Below are 17,141 nucleotides of genomic sequence, written 5' to 3'. Positions count from 1 at the left end.
GACGATGACCTTCGATTCGTTCGACATCAAATCCCTGATCCGCCCTGTCATCGACTTCCCCAAGCCTGGGGTGATCTTTCGTGACATCACGCCGCTGTTCCAATCACCCCGCGCCCTGCGCCTGGTGGCCGACAGCTTTGCCCATCGCTATGTAGAAGCCGACTTCACGCATATCGGCGCGATGGATGCGCGGGGCTTTCTGATCGGCTCGATCATCGCCTACCAGTTGAACAAACCGCTGATCCTGTTCCGCAAGCAAGGCAAGCTGCCCGCCGATGTGTTGGCCGAGGGTTACCAGACCGAGTACGGTGAAGCTTTCCTGGAAGTGCACGCCGACAGTCTGTGCGAAGGCGACTCGGTCTTGATGTTCGATGATTTGATCGCCACCGGCGGTACCCTGATCGCTGCCGCCAACCTGGTGCGTCGCATGGGCGCGAAGATCTTCGAAGCCGCGGCGATCATCGACCTGCCGGAGCTGGGCGGCTCACAGCGCCTGGAAGACATGGGCATTCCGACGTTCTGCCTGACCCAGTTCGCATTGACCGAGCGCTGATCAAAGCCCCATCTGCTTGCTGATGATTTCATTCATCACTTCGCGAGTGCCACCCCCGATGGACAGGATGCGGTTGTCGCGGTACAGCCGCTCCACCAGGTTGCCACGCATGTAACCCTGGCCACCGAGGATCTGCACCGCGTCATAAGTGACGCGGTCGGCCGTGTCGGTGGCGAGGTTCTTGGCCATGGAAATCTCCTTGATCACACTCTTGCCGGCGGCCATCTTGGCCGCCTGGCGATAGGTGAACTCGCGGGACACTTCCACGGCAGTGGCCATTTCCGCCAACCGATGCTTGAGCACCTGAAACTTGCCGATGGGCTTGCCGAACGCTTCGCGCTGGGCAGCCCACTCAAGGCTTTGCTCCAGTGCCAGCTGCGCGGTCATATTGGCCATCAACGCCAGGGCCAGGCGTTCGCTCTGGAAGTTGCCCATGATGCAGGCAAACCCCATATTCTCGGCGCCGATCAGGTTGCTCACCGGCACCCGGCAATCGTCGAAGAACAGTTCAGCCGTGTCCGACGCCCACCAGCCCATCTTCTTCAGGGGCTGACCGACCGTGAAGCCTGGGGTGCCTTTTTCAATGAGCAGCAGGCTGATACCGCCAAAGCCCGGCCCGCCGGTACGTACGGCGACGGTGTAGAAGTCGGCGCGGCTGCCACTGGTAATAAAGGTTTTGCTGCCGCTGATGCGGTAATGCTCGCCCTCACGGACCGCACGGGTTTGCAGGTTGGCCACATCAGAACCGCCGCTCGGCTCGGTTACGGCCAGGGCGATGATCTTCTCGCCGGACAACACCTGCGGTACGACACGCTCCCGCAACGCGGGCCTGGCCCATTTGACGACGGGTGGCAAGCCGATATCCAGCGAACCCAAGCCGGCCACCACTCCGCCAGAGCCGCAGCGCATCAACTCTTCACTGGCGGCCACCTTGGCGAACAGGTCACCCTCATGGCTGCCGCCAAGCGCTTCGGGATAACCGATGCCCAGAATCCCCGCAGCACCTGCCTTGCGGTACAACTCGCGGGGAAAGCTTGCGGCCTCCTCCCATTGCTCGATGCCCGGCAACATCTCGCGCTCGACAAAACGGCGCACGCTGTCGCGGACCAAGAGATGGCTGGGGTCGAAGTAGTCCTGATAGGCAGACATCGGCAAACTCCACGCAGAGGTAGAGCGAACTTACCAAGCGCTTGCTTGGTTATCAAGCCGGACGCAAATACTGCCAGCAATGCAAAACCATTGTGGGAAGGGGATTGCTCCCGATAGCGGTGGTTCAGTCAATCAGGTATCGACTGTAAGATCGCCATCGGGAGCAAGCCCCCTCCCACAGGTTTTGCTGCGTTGTTCTTTAGAGGGCGATGGGCTTGCGACCGGCAAAGGAGTGCGCCAAGGTGCCGCCATCCACCAGTTCCAACTCGCCACCCAACGGTACGCCATGGGCAATACGCGAGGTGACCAGGCCTTTATTGGTCAGCAGCTGCGCGATGTAGTGCGCCGTGGCCTCACCTTCCACCGTCGGGTTGGTGGCCAGGATCACTTCGGTGAAAGTGCCCTGCTCTTCAATGCGCGCCACCAGTTGTGGAATGCCGATGGCTTCCGGCCCCAGGCCATCCAGGGGAGACAAGTGCCCCTTGAGCACGAAGTAGCGCCCGCGGTAACCGGTCTGCTCCACCGCGTACACGTCCATCGGCCCTTCCACCACACACAACAGCGTGTCGTCACGGCGTGGATCGGCGCATTGCGGGCAGAGTTCTTCCTCGGTGAGGGTGCGGCACTGGCGACAGTGCCCCACACCCGTCATGGCCTGGCTCAGGGCCTGGGCCAACCGGGTACCGCCGCTGCGATCACGCTCCAGCAATTGCAGCGCCATGCGTTGGGCGGTTTTCTGACCCACGCCCGGCAAGGTACGCAAGGCGTCGATCAGTTGGCGAATCAGGGGGCTGAAGCTCATGGGCAATGGGTCCGACAAAACAACGAGACGCGGTTTATACCCGCGCCCCGGATTAGCGTCAAATGGTCAATCCTGCGCGAGGCGCACCACCAACTTGCCGAAGTTGCGCCCCTCCAGCAAACCAATAAAGGCTTCAGGCGCCTGCTCCAGCCCGTCGACCACGTCCTCGCGGAACTTGATCTTGCCGTCGCGCACCCACGGCGCCATCGCACTGAGGAATTCGGGCTGGCGGTCGCCATAGTCGTCGAACACGATAAAGCCCTGGATACGTACGCGCTTGGTAAGCAAGGTCCGTTGCAATGCCGGCAGGCGATCCGGCCCACTCGGCGCCTCATGGGCGTTATAGCCGGCGATCAGGCCGCACAGTGGAATACGTGCCTTGGGGTTGAGCAGCGGCACCACCGCATCGAAAACCTTGCCACCGACGTTTTCAAAGTAGATGTCCACGCCCTTGAAGCACGCCTGGGCCAGTTCATCGGCAAAGTGCTCGCTCTTGTGGTCGATACAGGCATCAAAGCCCAACTCGTCCACCACATAGCGACATTTATCCGCACCACCGGCAATCCCCACCACACGCAAGCCCTTGAGCTTGGCCACCTGCCCCACCACCGAACCCACCGCGCCGGACGCCGCCGCCACGACCAGGGTCTCGCCAGGCTTGGGCTGGCCGATATCCATCAAGCCCATATAGGCGGTCATGCCCGGCATCCCCAGCACGCCCAACGCCATCGATGGGCTCGCCAGGCCCTTGGGCACCGGTATCAGGTTGCGACCGTCGGAAATGCTGTGGCTCTGCCAGCCGGTAGAGCCGACCACCAGATCGCCCACCTCGAATTTGGGATTACGCGATTGCTCAATACGGCTGACGGCGCCACCGGTCATTACCTCGTCGATTTCTACTGGTGCTGCGTAGGACGGTGCGTCGCTCATGCGTCCACGCATGTAAGGGTCGAGGGACAGGTACAGCGTCTTCAACAGCACCTGGCCGTCCGCCAAGTCCGGCAGGGTCACGCGTTCCAGACGGAAGTTTTCCGGCGTCGGCGCGCCTTGGGGGCGAGAAACCAGGACAATGCGCTGGTTCAGGACCGGTTCTTGAGGCATGAGGGGGCTCCTTTATCGAGTGCGTCGGTATAGGGTGCAGACCTTGCGCACCCCGCCAGGGTTCGATCGGATCACACAAACAAAAATGCCAGGCACGCGGCCTGGCATTGGAGTCTAGCTAACGCCGCCCGATCAGAACGGCAGCTTCATGCCCGGCGGCAGTTGCATGCCGGCGGTCACGCCGGACATTTTGTCCTGGCTGTTGGCTTCGATCTTGCGCACCGCGTCATTGACGGCGGCGGCGAACAACGCTTCGAGCATTTCCAGGTCATCTTCGCCGACACCTGGCAATACGCTTGGGTCGATGCTCACGCGCTTGATGTCGTGACGACCGGTCATCACCACGCTGACCATATCGCCACCGGCTTTACCGGTGACTTCGGCGTTGGCCAGTTCTTCCTGCATCTTGGCCATCTTTTCCTGCATCTGCTGTGCCTGCTTCATCAGGCCGGCCATGCCACCTTTCATCATGGGAATCACCTCAAAGTACGTGGATCAATTTAGTAGCCCGGTGTCAGGATGCCTGGGGCACCGGGGCTTCGACAGGTTCAATTGTATCTTGGCGAACGACTGCGCCGAACTGTTGCATCATTTGCTGGATGAGCGGATCACCATGGATCGAGTCTTCCGCTTCGCGCTGGCGGTTGATACGCCGACGCGTGGCGGCCTGCGCCGGCGTTTCCTGCTCGGGCTTGATCAACTCGATGCTGATCGTCAGCGTACGCCCATGGTACTGGTTCAGGGCATCGTTGAGGCGACGCTGCTGTGTGGCATTGAACAGCGCACTGTGGGCCGGGTCCAGGTGCAGCAGCCAGTGATCGCCTTCGATGGAGATCAGCGTGCAGTTGGCGGCGATACTGCCGGTCATGCCGGAAATCGGCAATTTCGGGAACAACTCCAGCCATTGCAACGCCAGGCCGGTGGCCGGTGCCGCAGCGGGCTCGGCTTCGGGCTCCGGGGCCGGCTCGGCAGTGTGTTCGCTGGCCAGGTCATCCAGGTAGCTGTAGGCCGAATCCATATCCGGCTCAATGTAGTCTTCATCCAGCGGCGGTTCGTCGTCGAGGTCCATGCCTGGCGTGGCGGCATCTACCTGGGCCACGGTCGGCTCGGGAACCGGCGCGCTGACCCACTCAGGGGCGTCGGGCACCACGCTGTCCGGGGTCGGCGTGGGCATCGGCGTCAGTTCCGGCTGTTCGCCGGTGGTTTCCAGCACGGGCTCCACGGCCGGCGCCATCTCGGCTTCCACCGGGTCATTCCAGGGCAGGTCGACGACCGGCTCGGGCTCGACGACAGGTTCCGGTTCCGGTTCAGCTACCGAAGCGGGCACAGGTTCAGGCTCAGGTTCATGAACCGGCACAACCGGCGCGGGCGCAGCAACCACTGGCGCGACCACCGCCGCGCCAGCCACTGGTTTGGCGGAATCAACTGTGGCCTGGCTGATCCCCACTGGCTTTAGCGGCTGTCTCGGCGCGTCTGCCGAGTCCGCGGGCCGGAAGGCCAGCATCCGCAGCAGGACCATCTCAAAACCACCACGTGGGTCCGGTGCCAGGGGCAGGTCCCGACGGCCGATCAGGCCCATCTGGTAGTAGAACTGCACATCTTCGGCTGGCAATGCCTGGGCCAGGGCCAGCACGCGGTCGCGGTCGCCATGGCCGTTGTCGACGCCTTCAGGCAGCGCCTGGGCAATGGCGACCCGGTGCAGCACATTGAGGATTTCCGAGAGCACGCCGTTCCAGTCCGGGCCTTGTTCCGACAGGTGGCGCACGGCTTCGAGCAACGCCTTGGCGTCGCCTTCGATCAGCGCGTGCAGCACATCGAAGACCTGGCCGTGGTCGAGGGTGCCAAGCATGGCGCGCACATCGGCGGCCATGACCTTGCCTTCACCAAAGGCGATGGCCTGGTCTGTAAGGCTCATGGCATCGCGCATCGAACCATCGGCAGCGCGACCGAGCAGCCACAACGCGTCGTCTTCGAACGGCACGTTCTCGACGCCCAGCACGTGGGTCAAATGCTCGACCACCCGCTCGGGGGTCATGTTTTTCAGGGAGAACTGCAGGCACCGCGACAAAATCGTTGCAGGAAGCTTCTGCGGGTCGGTGGTGGCCAGGATGAATTTGACGTAGGGCGGCGGCTCTTCCAGGGTTTTCAACAAGGCGTTGAAGGAATGGCTGGAGAGCATGTGCACTTCGTCGATCAGGTAGACCTTGAAGCGGCCACGACTCGGTGCGTACTGCACGTTGTCGAGCAGCTCGCGGGTGTCTTCGACCTTGGTACGGCTCGCGGCGTCGATCTCGATCAGGTCGACGAAACGCCCTTCATCGATTTCCCGGCACACCGAGCAGGTGCCGCAGGGTGTCGAGGTGATGCCGGTTTCACAGTTCAGGCATTTGGCGATGATGCGCGCAATGGTGGTCTTGCCCACCCCACGTGTACCGGTGAACAGGTAGGCGTGGTGCAGCCGCTGGCTGTCCAAGGCATTGATCAGAGCCTTGAGCACATGGGTCTGGCCGACCATTTCGCGGAACGAGCGCGGACGCCATTTACGTGCAAGAACCTGATAACTCATCGAAAACCGTCGCAACTGGAGAGCAGAGGCCGGTAATGCTAGCGGAGCAAGGGGGAAATTGCATCCGGCACGCTCGTCTAATCTGATTTGGCAGGCCTGGCAGGCCCTGCAACAGGCTCGACACGCTCCTGACAAGAACTGACAGCACGGTCTTATAGACTCGGTTTCCCTTATCCCCCCGTGCTCAAGGAGCCTGCATGAACACCGTCGGTCACTATTTCCTGCTGTACGTCGACAGTCCCGCCACCAGCGCCAACTTTTACAGCCGCTTGCTGGACAAGCCGCCGGTAGAGCTGGGCCCGACGTTCGCTCTATTCATCCTCGACAACGGCGTCAAGCTGGGCCTGTGGTCGCGGCACACCGTAGAGCCGGCCGCCCAGCTCACCGGGGGCGGTGGCGAAGTAGGCTTCTCGCTGCCTGACAAAGCAGCCGTCGATACCCTGCACGAGCATTGGCTGGAACGCGGCGCGACGATCATCCAGTCACCGACCGCCATGGATTTCGGCTACACCTTTGTCGCCCAGGACCTCGATGGCCATCGGCTGCGGGCGTTCTGCCTGAGTGACTGAGCCCCAGCGCCCTTCCAGGCTGATGGCAGCCACGCTGGCCAATACGACCACCCCGCCGAGCATCACCTGCAACGCAATGTGCTCGCCCAGCAGCGTTGCCGCCATCACCATCGCCACCGGTGGGATGAGGTACATCGCCACCGCTGCGCGACTGACGTCGACATGCTTCAACACATAGCCCCAGGCCAGGTACGCCAGGGCGCTGGGGAAAATACCCAGTACCAGCACCGAGAGGTTCTCCGGCCACGGCGCCTGCATCACCGCGGCCGGCAGGCCCGGCAGGTTCACGCCCAGCATCAACGTGCCGAACCACACCATGTAGCACGCCATGGTCAGCGGGCTGTAGTGGTGCGCATAGTGTTTCTGGATAGCGAAATAGACGCTCCACGAAACGGCCGCCAACAGGAGCAGCAAGCCACGCGGATCGATCTCCCCCACCCCCGCATCGCCCCAGATCACCATCAACACGCCGACCAACCCCAACAGCACACAGCCCCAACGCCAGGCACTGACACGCTCCTTCAAGCAGAACGCTGCGATCAACACACTGAACAAAGGCGCCGACTGAGCCAGCACACTGGACGCCGCCGCCGTCACCCACTGCTGCCCGTTGTTGAGACTGGTGTGATGCAGGAACACGCCAAAAAAGCCCAGCACCAGCAACCACGGCAGGTCGCGCAGGCGCGGCCGATCAATACCCACTGCCAGCGCAACGCCGCCCATGAAGACCGACGCGATCAGAAACCGCAGCAATGCCAATTGGCCAGGGCTGTAGCTGCGCAGCCCCATGTGTATGCCGATCGGCGAGTAGGCCCAGCAAAGGATGACGCTGGCGATGACTAGCGTAAGCTTGAAAGGTGACGGGGTATTCATTGACGGCATCCGCAAACTGAGTAGGAATGCACTCAGTCTTGGCTGGCACGGGACGCAGGACAATTAACCGTTTCTGACTTCTGAAATCACTGGAACTGAGCAATGGAACTGGCCCAACTGAAAATGGTGCAAGCCGTGGCGCAAACCGGCAGCGTGGCCCAGGCCGCCCTGCAACTGCACTGTGTGCCGTCCAACATCACCACGCGCATCAAGCAACTGGAAAGCGAGTTGGGCACGCCGCTGTTCATCCGCGCCGGACGTGGCCTGGCGATCAGCGCCGCCGGTGAAATCTTCCTGGAGTACTGCGAGCGCATCCTGGCGTTGGTGGAAGAATCCAAACGCGCGGTGGACGTCAACGCGATTCCCCGTGGCACCTTGCGCATCGGTGCCGTGGAATCCAGCGCCAGCGGGCGCCTGCCGCCCTTGCTGGCGGAATACCACCGGCGCTATCCCGAGGTCAGCCTGGAACTGGTCACCGGCGCCTGGGCGCAACTGCTGGACGACCTGCAACACCACCGCCTCGATGTGGCGCTGGTGGCCAGCGGCAACAAGCGCGCCAAGCTCGAACACAGTGTGGTCTACAGCGAACGCCTGGTGCTGATCGCCAGCGCCTCCAGCGAACCGATCAGCAGCGCCAAAGACCTGGCCGGACGCACCTTGCTGGTGTGGCCACCCGGCTGCCCCTACCGCGCCGCACTGGAAAACTGGGTCAAACCCCACGACTTCAAGCCGAGCATCGCCAGCTATGCCAGTTGGGGCACCATCATCGGTTGCGTGAGTGCGGGGATTGGCGTGGCGTTGGCGCCGGAGGGCATCCTGGCCCGCTATGAGCAGGCCAATGAGCTGGCGTCGTACCGGTTTGAGGAACTGCAGGCGGTGGACAACCTGCTGTTCTGGCACAAGGACACCCAGCGGCATCTGGCGCGAGATGCCTTCGCCGGGTTACTGCGGGAAACCTTTGGCTGACGCCATTGGGTCCGTGTCAGCTCTTCGGGGCGGCCAGGCGTGCGTACTGGTCCTGGCTGATCCAGCCGGTGAACGAACGATCGTCGGCATTGATGAACTCGACTTGCGCCCAACCATCCTTGAACGCCAGCACGCCGACCACGTCATTCTTGACGATGTAAGGGCGCTTGGTCGCCTTGGCGCTGGGGGTCTTGAGCAGGTAAGCCTTGTCGGCGGACACCTTCACCAGGCCGATCCATTTGGTGTTGGCGGTCTGGGTCAGGTCCAGGCCGGTGGCGATCTCCGGCATCAGCACATTGAGGCAGCCAGGGTGCTGGCGGCCTTCTGCCACGGTCAGGGTCACACCGTCCGACGAAGGTGCCACGCTGCCAGGGTAGGCGTTGTCAAGCCAGGTCGTCAGCGCAGCGGGCTTGCCTTGCAGGTAGAACGCACAGCTGCGGGTCACGCCCTCGCCCATGGCTTCTGAGTAGTAGCCTTCAACCTGGTGTTCAGGGGTCACAGCCAGCATCAGCCCTTCGTACTTGCCTGAATGCAATGCGGGCGAACCGGCAAAGGCCGGTACCACCGCGCACAACGACAACACACCCATCGCTAGAAAACGCATCATCTTATTTTTTCCCTTCCAGTTTCTCGTAGGCTTTTTGCATCAGCACGTCGTAGTTGCCGTAGTCCTCGCCGTTATAGTTGCGCGCCATGCCGGTAAAGTCCTTGGCCTTCATGGCTTTCATCAACGCCGGGCTCTTGCTGCAAAAACCGAGGAACGCCTTTAGTTGGTTACCGGCATTCACTTTCAATGCCGCGGCGAATTCAAACACCGTCTTGTAACCGCATGACGCGTAGTTGAAGCCCATGATCTGAAACATACCCCAGGACGCCGACATCAACGCCGCTTCCTGATCCAGCGCGAAGGCGGTGGCCATGGTTTCCCAAGCCTTGGTCTGGTCCTTGTTATTAGCCTGCCACTGCGGCCCGGCCTTTTTCTTGTAGGGGTAAGACAGCAGCGGGTGCGCCTGGTCGTAGATGTGCTTGGTGTACTTGCGAAACAGGTGCCCTTCGAAGGCGATCACCGGCAACTTGGCCGGGCCGAACCCCGAACGGCCGCCGGATTCCACCGTGGCAAAGGCCTTGATGATATTTACCGAAATGCCGCCACCCAACTGCGTGGCGGCGTTCTGGAAATCGGTATCACTGAGGGTCATGCCCCCGTCGCACGCGGCCTGGAGCATCAACTGGCGGTTACGTCGCTCGGCCTCGACCATCGCGCGCATGCGGTCCAGGTAGACGTTGACCGTGGCCTGCACGGCGTCCCCCTGGTTGTTGCCGAACACATTGAGAAAGCTCGGAATGCGCACGCCCGGAAAGGCTTTGACCGGCACCTTCACCGCTTCTTCGATGAGGCTGTTGAAGGTGCGACCGGTGGGGTCGATCACGCCATCGGGGTGGGCATACTTGAGATGACGGAACTGGTACTGGCTGATGCACTGCACCAACTGGCCATCGCACTTGCCGTTTTCGGCCAGCGGAAAACCCATTTTGGGAATGATCAGATTGAATAAATACTGGACGCACTGCACATCGGCGGGCAAGTTGCGGGCTTTACCGGGAGCACCTACCGAAGCACTGATAAGTGGAGGCAAACCTTGCAGGCTTTTCATGACAGACATCCTTGTTAGTTAAAGAAGTGATAGCACTTCAATATCAAGTCCATACCCTTGTCATATTCTGAAACAAGCGGCTGGCGAAAACTAACAAGGCGGTTTTAGGTTGTCCAGAGGCGGATTGGAAAGTTGTGAATCAGCCACACTTAATCCGTCAGCAACCATGGCTCTCGCGAAACTTCTGGCCGCTCTGGTAATCGATCCATTCGACCACATCGTAGGGCAGGTAAAGCTGCGACCTGGCCCGGGAAATCGCTATATAGACCTCGCAGAGGCGCTGGTCGAACGCGTAGGCATCCTTGAACGGGACGTTGGTCAGCAATTCGGGGGTCAGCAGCACCCGTTCGAATTCCATCCCGCCCGCTTCGAGCGCCCGCATCAACAGGCAACGTGTGCCGGGACCGCCGCCAAGACGATTCAAACGCGTGACATCCGCGACATTGAAGCCTTTTTCCAGCTGGCCCTCGACCCACCGGAACGACTCATCGAACTGGCTGGCCTCACGCACCTGCTGCCAGTCGCCCATATCGGCGAAATAAGCGTGCGCGCCTTTTTCGTTGTGTTCGTCGCTGTAGAAGTCCGGTTTGAACAAACCGATGACGCTGATCATGAAGCGTTCCAGATCCTGCTGCGCCGCGTTGCTCGGCAAACCGAAGGGGCAGTTGGCCTGGTGCAACTGGATCGCCCACTTCATGGTGTCCCAATAGGATGCGGTCAACACCACACAGCCTTCCGGCGGCACGAAACCTTGCGGGTAGTGCTCGATGCCGACGTCGGCATCGCGCGCGCCCTCGAAAGGCGTCTTGCACTTTTGCGAGTGCACGCTGATCAACGGGTTGACCAGACGCTCGACGTTGCGCCCCGAACGTACGGAGTAGCTGATGTCGCTTTGCCGGACCTCGCGCTTTCGCCTCACCATCACACCACTGGCCGATTGGTATTCATCGCCGAGGGTAATCAGCACCTGACGACCACGCTCGATGATCTGCAGCAACGACGCCGGGATGTCCTGGCTTTCATCGATCAGTACATGGGTGTAACGGGGTGGTACCACACAACCGGCGAGGCTGGCGCGCTTGATCAGCAACAAGGTGGCGAAGCCGGTCTGGCTGGCCCATTGCGGGTTGCTTTCCAGGTAGGTCCACACACGGCTTGAATATTCCAGCAGCACCTGTGCATCCATGCCGCTCAGCGCTTGCTTGAAATGCGGGAAGTGCCGGGCCGACAGGCTGTGATGAGCGGTGTGGCAATAGTTTTCCAGCACCTTGAGGCAGACATCCACGGTCGCCTGGCCGTCATGCCCGCGCCAACCGTAGATGTCCAGTGCCTGGGCCACCGCCTGCCGGGTGGGTAACCTGGTCGATGTATTCGCCACGGGCGGTCGTGGGCCGTGCAACAACGCCTTGGCGAAAGCGGCAAAAGTGGAACCGGCCTTGCTGTCGCGGGGCAACCCCATGCGCTCGCGCAGCGTTGCCAGCTTTGCCCCCGTGCGCGCCAGTATCAACGTCTGAGCAGGGCGCAGGCACTCGATCAGGGCACCCAGCAGATGGCTCTTGCCGACGCCGGCATAACCTTGAACGTGCAGGTCTTCATTGAGATTGGCGCGAAACGTGCGCACCAGTTTGTCCTGGGCCGGGCTTAGCCAACGTTCACGATGCCGGGGCGTAATCATCTGCTGGCTGAACGGATCATTGCCGCGCAGGTGACGGACCTTGTAGTCCATATCCCATTGGCCGCTGGGCAGCAGGTAATCTCGCGCCTGGACTTCTTCAACCGACAACAGGCGCAGGTTGATGCTTTTGAGCGCGTTGCAGCCAAAGTACAGTTTGCGCGGGTCGAACAACCGCTGTGCTTCGGACAGCAATGTGGCTGCGCCCTCTGCCTGTGTGTCCACCGCCCAGCCGATCAACTTGGCCAGGATGCGCTCGGCGCCCGTACAGGTCAGGTCTTTTTGCGTGGCCTGGGCCAGGTTCTGGATGACCAGCACCGCCGCCAGCTCCGGGTCCGTCAGGCCGAGCAGCGCCCTGGCGCCCTCGGCCCCCAGCAAGGCGGCGCAGGTTTCGTCAGTGACCGGCAGGAACACCGGGCTGGATAAATCAAAATGTTCCGGTTGCATACTTCCTCACAGCGTCGCGGGCGTCAGGCTTCGCCGGGTTCAACCTGAACACCCAGCTCAAAGCGATACTCGCCCAGAGATCCCGCCATGCCTCCGGGATACCGCCCCGCTGCACCGGCTGTATTGATCTGCTGCTGCAGTTCGAAAACCGCCATCTCGAACAACCTGCGCAAATCCTCGGTGCTCTGCGCGGCCACATTCAATTGCAGGGTGTACGCGCCGCTCAGTACGGGCGGCGTCGGCTCGGCGGCGGGAGTCGCCTGCGCGACCTGGATCATCTCGGCCTGGCTCAGGATTTCAGCGTGCTCGTCATCCATAAGGTCCAGCACCTTGGATAATTCCAGGGTCTGTTCCGGATGCGATTGAATACGGTCCTTGATTTCCAGGCGCCGCATCTGCCACTCGCGCAATTTTTCGCGAGTGAGGTCGTCGACTTTTTCCACGGGTACTGTCTCCAAATGCCAGGCACTGGAGTATGCCGCCATGGACTGCTCGATGGCAGATGACGTGAAAGCATTTTTTGAATTGAATTGAATTTGATGCGGTGCTGCCCGAAGGCATTAGGAGAAAGAGCGTTATGGAGGCAACCCCACCAGCCACACCCCGGCACACAATGTTCCCGCTGTGGCTGCTCCCTTCCGGGCCTGACCAGGTTAACGGGTAATCGTTGCGGGGGGACCGATGGGGTCACCATAACGACGCCTGCCTCTCGGCAAGCCGCGCCATTGTACCGATCTCATCGGAAGTTACAACTGTTGGTTCCCGATTAAAATATTAAGGGCTTCAAGTACTTGCCCTAGCCACCAGCCTCCTCCCCGATTGGCTGATCATTGTGCCTGCAACACCTCATCCGCCCGGCCGCCCTCCTCCTGAATCACCAGATGGATAAAGTGCAGCTTGGCGATCACCGCCGGCGGCAACACAAAGGGATAGAAATCCGGCTGGCCCATGCTGCGCGACAGCTCGTTGAGCATGCCGGCCAGTTCGATCCAGGCGTTGACGAACGCCAGGAACGCCGGTCCGCCAGGGTGTTCGGGGTCGTAGAGGGTGGTGAGCGGGAATGGCTGGTAATCCAGTTCCATCTCACGCGCGCGCATGCCGAAGCCGAGGGCGGTGTCGACGGCGTCCATCATGTGCAGATAGTGCGCCCAGGTTTCCGCCCAATCTTCCCAGGGGTGCATGGTGGCGTAGGCGCTGACACAGGTGAGCTGCCAGTCCGGGCGCGGCCCATTCTGGTAGTGCTGGTCGAGGGCTTCGGCATAACTGGCGCGTTCGTCGCCGAACAGTTGGCGGAAGGCTGGCAACCAATGGGAATTGGCAATCAGGCGCTCCCAGTAGTAATGGCCGACTTCATGGCGAAAATGGCCCAGCAGGGTGCGATAAGGCTCGCGCATCTGTACCCGGACTTGTTCGCGGTGGGCATCGTCGGCCTCCTTGATGTCGAGGGTGATCAAGCCGTTGGCGTGGCCGGTCATGGGCGCGTTGCCTTCGAGGTCGATGCCGATGAAATCGAAGGCCAGGCCGGTGTCTTCATCGACGCTTTTGGGCACGACTTGCAGGCCCAGGCTGATCAGTTGCGCCACCAGGCGCCGCTTGGCGGTTTCCACTTTGCGCCAGCGCTCGGGGTTTTCCGCAACCGAAAGATCGGGGATGGTGCGGTTCAGGCTGCAAGCCACGCACAGCGGCGCGGTGCTGTGGGCCGGGATCAACCAGTTGCAGGCGGCGGGGGTATCGAGGTTGGCACAGCGGCGGAAGGCGCCGGCGTCGGGATGGCCATCCTGTAGCCACGTGCCCTCCACGGGGCCGGGTTGCAGCGAAGCTAGGCGACTTTGCCGGGGTTCATAACCCAGCAGCGCCTGGCAGGCCAGGCATTGGCTGTTGCGAAAGAACAATGACTGACCGCAACGGCACTGCCACACCTTGCTATCGCGAGACGTATTGGCCACGAAGGGCGCCGCAATGCGTGAACTGAGTTGCTCGAAGTAGCGGAACATGGCGATCTCTCCCTGGGTGACTGAGACTAGATCATTTGCGGGTTGAGATCGTTCCACTTTCCTACACTGTCGCCTGTAGTGAGCGGGCTTGCCCCGCGCTGGGCGGCGCAGCCGCCCCAACAGGGACGCCGCGGTGTTGCAGAAAGACCGAGGTGCCTGGGTTTGGGGCGGCTGCGCCGCCCAGCGCGGGGCAAGCCCTAATGCCGGTCAGTTAAGCGATAAAGCGGGCGATGAATAAATTGTGGGAGGGGGCTTGCTCCCGATAGGCCGCGCAGCGGCCTCAAAAATGGGCCTGCTACGCAGTCCATCGGGAGCAAGCCCCCTCCCACAGTGACCGCGTTAATCCTTAACTGACTGGCATTAGGGCAAGCCCGCTCACTACAAGCCACGTTTTCAGACTGGGATGTTGTGCTTGGCCAGGAAGGCAACGAAGGCTGCCTCATCCAGCACTTTCAAGCCCAATTCACTGGCTTTGGCCAATTTCGAACCGGCGCCTGGCCCCGCGACCACGCAGTGGGTTTTCGCCGAAACGGACCCTGAAACCTTGGCGCCAAGGCTTTCGAGCTTGTCCTTGGCCACATCGCGGCTCATCAGTTCCAGGGAGCCCGTCAGCACCCAGGTATGGCCGGCTTCCGGCAAGCCTTCGATGACCTTCTTCTCGCTCTGCCAGTGCATGCCGAAGTCCTTGAGCTGCTGCTCAATGGCCAGGGCATGCGTGGCGTTGCCTGCGTTATCGAAGAAATCGCGCACCGCCTTGGCTTGCTTCTCGGGCAGTGCCTGGCGCATATCCAGCCAGTCGGCCTTGATCACGCCCTCAAGGGTGCCGAATTTGTCCGCCAGTTTCTGCGCCGCCCCCGGGCCGACGCTCGGCACGTGAAGTTTGTCGAGCAGACCGCCCAAGGTCGTGCTGGCCGCGAATTCAGCGCTCAGCTCGCCCTGATCCTGCAATTGCAGGCCGCACTCCTGCGGTGACAGCAGCGCGCCGATCACGTCCTGGTTGTGGCTGTCTTCAAAGAAACTACGGATTTCATGCGCCACCTCCAGGCCGACATCCGGCAGGTACGTCAACACCTCCGGCAAGGCTTTCTGCACCCGCTCCAGGGACGCCAGGGAGCGCGCCAGTACCTTGGCGGTCTCCTCGCCCACGTCGGGAATGCCCAGGGCGTAGATGAAGCGCGCCAAGGTCGGCGTCTTGCTGTTTTCAATGGCCGTGATCAGCTTCTTGCTGGAGATGTCGGCAAAGCCTTCCAGGTCGATGATCTGCTCGTACTTGAGTTTGTAGAGGTCGGCGGGCGAGCCGATGAGTTTTTCATCCACCAGTTGCTCGATGGTCTTGTCGCCCAGGCCATCGATATCCATGGCACGCCGCGAAACAAAATGAATGATCGCCTGCTTGAGCTGCGCCCCACAGGCCAGGCGGCCGACGCAGCGGTACACCGCGCCTTCGCTGACGGTCTCCTTGCCTTTGCTGCGCTTGACCAGCTGCGTGCGTTCAACATGGGAGCCACACACCGGGCAGCTCTCGGGCACCTGCACGGCGCGGGCGTTTTCCGGGCGGCGCTCAAGTACCACCGAAACCACCTGCGGGATCACATCCCCGGCACGACGGATAATCACCGTATCGCCGATCATCAGGCCCAGCCGCGCCACCTCATCCATATTGTGCAAGGTCGCATTGGACACGGTCACACCGGCCACCTTCACCGGTTTCAGGCGCGCCACCGGTGTCACCGCACCGGTGCGACCGACCTGGAATTCCACGTCGAGCAGCTCGGTCAACTCTTCCATGGCCGGGAATTTATGAGCGATGGCCCAGCGCGGTTCGCGGGCACGGAAGCCCAGTTCACGCTGGGAGGCAATGCTGTTGACCTTGAACACCACACCGTCGATTTCATAGGGCAGGCTGTTACGCCGCTCGCCAATATCGCGGTAGTAATCCAGGCAATCCTGAATGCCCTTGGCTAGCTTCAACTCGCGGCTGATCGGCATGCCCCACTTCTGCAACTGCTGCAGGTTGCCGATATGGGTGTCGCTGATATCGGTGGTCACACCGTAGCAGCAGAACTCCAGCGGACGGCTGGCGGTGATCTTCGAGTCCAGCTGGCGCAGGCTGCCGGCGGCGGCGTTGCGCGGGTTGGCGAAGGTCTTGCCGCCCACTTCCAGTTGCGATGCGTTGAGACGCTCGAAACCGGCCTTGGACATGAACACTTCGCCGCGCACTTCCAGGGTCGCCGGCCAGCCGCTGCCGTGCAGCTTCAGCGGGATATTGCGCACGGTGCGCACGTTGACGCTGATATCTTCACCAGTGGTGCCATCGCCACGGGTTGCGCCGCGCACCAATTCGCCGTCTTGATAAAGCAGGCTGACCGCCAGGCCATCCAGTTTCGGTTCACAGCTGTACTCCACCGCCGCGCCGCCCCCGAACAGATCGCCCACCGGCAGATCGAGGCCCTCGGTGACCCGGCGATCGAATTCAAGCATGGTGGATTCATCGAACGCGTTGCCCAGGCTGAGCATCGGGATCTCATGCCTGACCTGGGTGAACGCCGACAACGCCGCACTGCCGACCCGCTGCGTCGGTGAATCACGCGTCACCAGTTCCGGATGCTCGGCCTCCAGGGCCTTGAGCTCATGGAACAAGCGGTCGTACTCGGCGTCCGGAATGCTCGGCTCGTCGAGGACGTGGTAGCGGTAGTTGTGCTGATCCAGTTCAGCGCGCAATTCGAGGATACGGGTATGGGCGGCGGTCATGGGTGTTCTCTCATAAAGCAAAAGAGCAGCCGAAGCTGCTCAA

Annotated in this window: 15 protein-coding genes and 1 other RNA gene; 3 read left to right on the top strand and 13 right to left on the bottom strand. The window is 61.5% G+C overall.

All coding sequences use genetic code 11. The features are described from left to right. Positions 1-4 precede the first annotated feature (4 nt). Positions 5-553 (top strand): adenine phosphoribosyltransferase, encoded by a 549-nt coding sequence (locus MJP36_RS10345; RefSeq protein WP_090369375.1) that lies wholly within the window; start codon positions 5-7, stop codon positions 551-553. On the opposite strand, the gene MJP36_RS10340 is transcribed toward MJP36_RS10345, so the two are convergent. From MJP36_RS10340 to dnaX, 5 genes are all read right to left on the bottom strand, one after another. Beyond that, positions 554-1,702 carry an acyl-CoA dehydrogenase family protein gene (locus tag MJP36_RS10340; protein WP_244385310.1) on the bottom strand — a complete coding sequence of 383 codons (1,149 nt, stop codon included), beginning with the start codon at positions 1,700-1,702 and terminating at the stop codon, positions 554-556. Between the two features lie 199 nt (positions 1,703-1,901). Beyond that, positions 1,902-2,504: a recombination mediator RecR gene (gene recR / locus MJP36_RS10335; protein ID WP_060756164.1), complete on the bottom strand. Its 603-nt coding sequence runs from the start codon at positions 2,502-2,504 to the stop codon at positions 1,902-1,904. A gap of 66 nt (positions 2,505-2,570) precedes the next feature. Continuing rightward, positions 2,571-3,605 carry an NADP-dependent oxidoreductase gene (locus MJP36_RS10330; RefSeq protein ID WP_060756165.1) on the bottom strand — a complete coding sequence of 345 codons (1,035 nt, stop codon included), beginning with the start codon at positions 3,603-3,605 and terminating at the stop codon, positions 2,571-2,573. 132 nt (positions 3,606-3,737) lie between these two features. Then, entirely contained in the window at positions 3,738-4,076 is a 339-nt protein-coding gene (locus MJP36_RS10325) for a YbaB/EbfC family nucleoid-associated protein (RefSeq protein ID WP_003193199.1), read from the bottom strand. A 43-nt stretch (positions 4,077-4,119) separates the two neighbouring features. Then, positions 4,120-6,171, bottom strand: coding sequence for a DNA polymerase III subunit gamma/tau (gene dnaX, locus MJP36_RS10320; RefSeq protein ID WP_244385309.1), 2,052 nt, complete (start codon positions 6,169-6,171; stop codon positions 4,120-4,122). A gap of 197 nt (positions 6,172-6,368) precedes the next feature. On the opposite strand from dnaX, the gene MJP36_RS10315 reads away from it, so the two are divergent. Next, the gene (locus MJP36_RS10315; RefSeq protein WP_161549071.1) at positions 6,369-6,740 is read left to right on the top strand and encodes a VOC family protein; all 372 of its coding nucleotides are present in this window, start codon (positions 6,369-6,371) and stop codon (positions 6,738-6,740) included. Here the strand turns inward: MJP36_RS10315 and MJP36_RS10310 are convergent. Beyond that, positions 6,654-7,613: a DMT family transporter gene (locus MJP36_RS10310; protein ID WP_090369367.1), complete on the bottom strand. Its 960-nt coding sequence runs from the start codon at positions 7,611-7,613 to the stop codon at positions 6,654-6,656. The genes MJP36_RS10315 and MJP36_RS10310 overlap by 87 nt on opposite strands. Before the next feature lie 102 nt (positions 7,614-7,715). Here MJP36_RS10310 and MJP36_RS10305 point away from each other — a divergent pair, with 102 nt between their 5' ends. Further along, positions 7,716-8,579: a LysR family transcriptional regulator gene (locus MJP36_RS10305; RefSeq protein WP_244385308.1), complete on the top strand. Its 864-nt coding sequence runs from the start codon at positions 7,716-7,718 to the stop codon at positions 8,577-8,579. Positions 8,580-8,595: 16 nt separating this feature from the next. Here the strand turns inward: MJP36_RS10305 and MJP36_RS10300 are convergent, their stop codons facing one another. From MJP36_RS10300 to ligA, 7 genes are all read right to left on the bottom strand, one after another. Continuing rightward, positions 8,596-9,186 carry a hypothetical protein gene (locus MJP36_RS10300; protein WP_161549070.1) on the bottom strand — a complete coding sequence of 197 codons (591 nt, stop codon included), beginning with the start codon at positions 9,184-9,186 and terminating at the stop codon, positions 8,596-8,598. A gap of 1 nt (position 9,187) precedes the next feature. Beyond that, positions 9,188-10,234 (bottom strand): N-acetylmuramidase family protein, encoded by a 1,047-nt coding sequence (locus MJP36_RS10295; RefSeq protein ID WP_244385307.1) that lies wholly within the window; start codon positions 10,232-10,234, stop codon positions 9,188-9,190. Positions 10,235-10,391: 157 nt separating this feature from the next. Beyond that, complete coding sequence (locus MJP36_RS10290) at positions 10,392-12,353, bottom strand: DEAD/DEAH box helicase family protein (protein WP_244385306.1); 1,962 nt, start codon at positions 12,351-12,353, stop codon at positions 10,392-10,394. 23 nt (positions 12,354-12,376) lie between these two features. Beyond that, the gene (locus MJP36_RS10285) at positions 12,377-12,838 is read right to left on the bottom strand and encodes a hypothetical protein (protein WP_218580531.1); all 462 of its coding nucleotides are present in this window, start codon (positions 12,836-12,838) and stop codon (positions 12,377-12,379) included. 102 nt (positions 12,839-12,940) lie between these two features. Further along, an RNA gene (gene ffs, locus MJP36_RS10280) (signal recognition particle sRNA small type) lies at positions 12,941-13,037 on the bottom strand. Positions 13,038-13,180: 143 nt separating this feature from the next. Continuing rightward, complete coding sequence (locus tag MJP36_RS10275) at positions 13,181-14,347, bottom strand: zinc-binding metallopeptidase family protein (RefSeq protein WP_244385305.1); 1,167 nt, start codon at positions 14,345-14,347, stop codon at positions 13,181-13,183. A 393-nt stretch (positions 14,348-14,740) separates the two neighbouring features. Then, complete coding sequence (gene ligA, locus MJP36_RS10270) at positions 14,741-17,098, bottom strand: NAD-dependent DNA ligase LigA (RefSeq protein WP_244385304.1); 2,358 nt, start codon at positions 17,096-17,098, stop codon at positions 14,741-14,743. Positions 17,099-17,141: the final 43 nt, after the last annotated feature.

This window comes from Pseudomonas palleroniana (assembly GCF_022836895.1).
GTDB classification, from domain to species: Bacteria; Pseudomonadota; Gammaproteobacteria; order Pseudomonadales; family Pseudomonadaceae; genus Aquipseudomonas; species Aquipseudomonas palleroniana.
The sequence above is the reverse complement of the archived record's forward strand: the minus strand, read 5'-3'. Positions and strand labels throughout refer to the sequence as shown.

What these genes read in the sequence shown, in the direction of transcription:
- MJP36_RS10315 (WP_161549071.1), top strand. Translation starts at nt 6,369, where the DNA reads ATGAACACCGTCGGTCACTATTTCCTGCTGTACGTCGACAGTCCCGCC.
- MJP36_RS10345 (WP_090369375.1), top strand. Translation starts at nt 5, where the DNA reads ATGACCTTCGATTCGTTCGACATCAAATCCCTGATCCGCCCTGTCATC.
- MJP36_RS10310 (WP_090369367.1), bottom strand. Translation starts at nt 7,613, where the DNA reads ATGAATACCCCGTCACCTTTCAAGCTTACGCTAGTCATCGCCAGCGTC.
- MJP36_RS10300 (WP_161549070.1), bottom strand. Translation starts at nt 9,186, where the DNA reads ATGATGCGTTTTCTAGCGATGGGTGTGTTGTCGTTGTGCGCGGTGGTA.
- dnaX (WP_244385309.1), bottom strand. Translation starts at nt 6,171, where the DNA reads ATGAGTTATCAGGTTCTTGCACGTAAATGGCGTCCGCGCTCGTTCCGC.
- recR (WP_060756164.1), bottom strand. Translation starts at nt 2,504, where the DNA reads ATGAGCTTCAGCCCCCTGATTCGCCAACTGATCGACGCCTTGCGTACC.
- MJP36_RS10295 (WP_244385307.1), bottom strand. Translation starts at nt 10,234, where the DNA reads ATGAAAAGCCTGCAAGGTTTGCCTCCACTTATCAGTGCTTCGGTAGGT.
- MJP36_RS10290 (WP_244385306.1), bottom strand. Translation starts at nt 12,353, where the DNA reads ATGCAACCGGAACATTTTGATTTATCCAGCCCGGTGTTCCTGCCGGTC.
- MJP36_RS10340 (WP_244385310.1), bottom strand. Translation starts at nt 1,702, where the DNA reads ATGTCTGCCTATCAGGACTACTTCGACCCCAGCCATCTCTTGGTCCGC.
- MJP36_RS10285 (WP_218580531.1), bottom strand. Translation starts at nt 12,838, where the DNA reads ATGGCGGCATACTCCAGTGCCTGGCATTTGGAGACAGTACCCGTGGAA.
- MJP36_RS10305 (WP_244385308.1), top strand. Translation starts at nt 7,716, where the DNA reads ATGGAACTGGCCCAACTGAAAATGGTGCAAGCCGTGGCGCAAACCGGC.
- MJP36_RS10275 (WP_244385305.1), bottom strand. Translation starts at nt 14,347, where the DNA reads ATGTTCCGCTACTTCGAGCAACTCAGTTCACGCATTGCGGCGCCCTTC.
- ligA (WP_244385304.1), bottom strand. Translation starts at nt 17,098, where the DNA reads ATGACCGCCGCCCATACCCGTATCCTCGAATTGCGCGCTGAACTGGAT.
- MJP36_RS10330 (WP_060756165.1), bottom strand. Translation starts at nt 3,605, where the DNA reads ATGCCTCAAGAACCGGTCCTGAACCAGCGCATTGTCCTGGTTTCTCGC.
- MJP36_RS10325 (WP_003193199.1), bottom strand. Translation starts at nt 4,076, where the DNA reads ATGATGAAAGGTGGCATGGCCGGCCTGATGAAGCAGGCACAGCAGATG.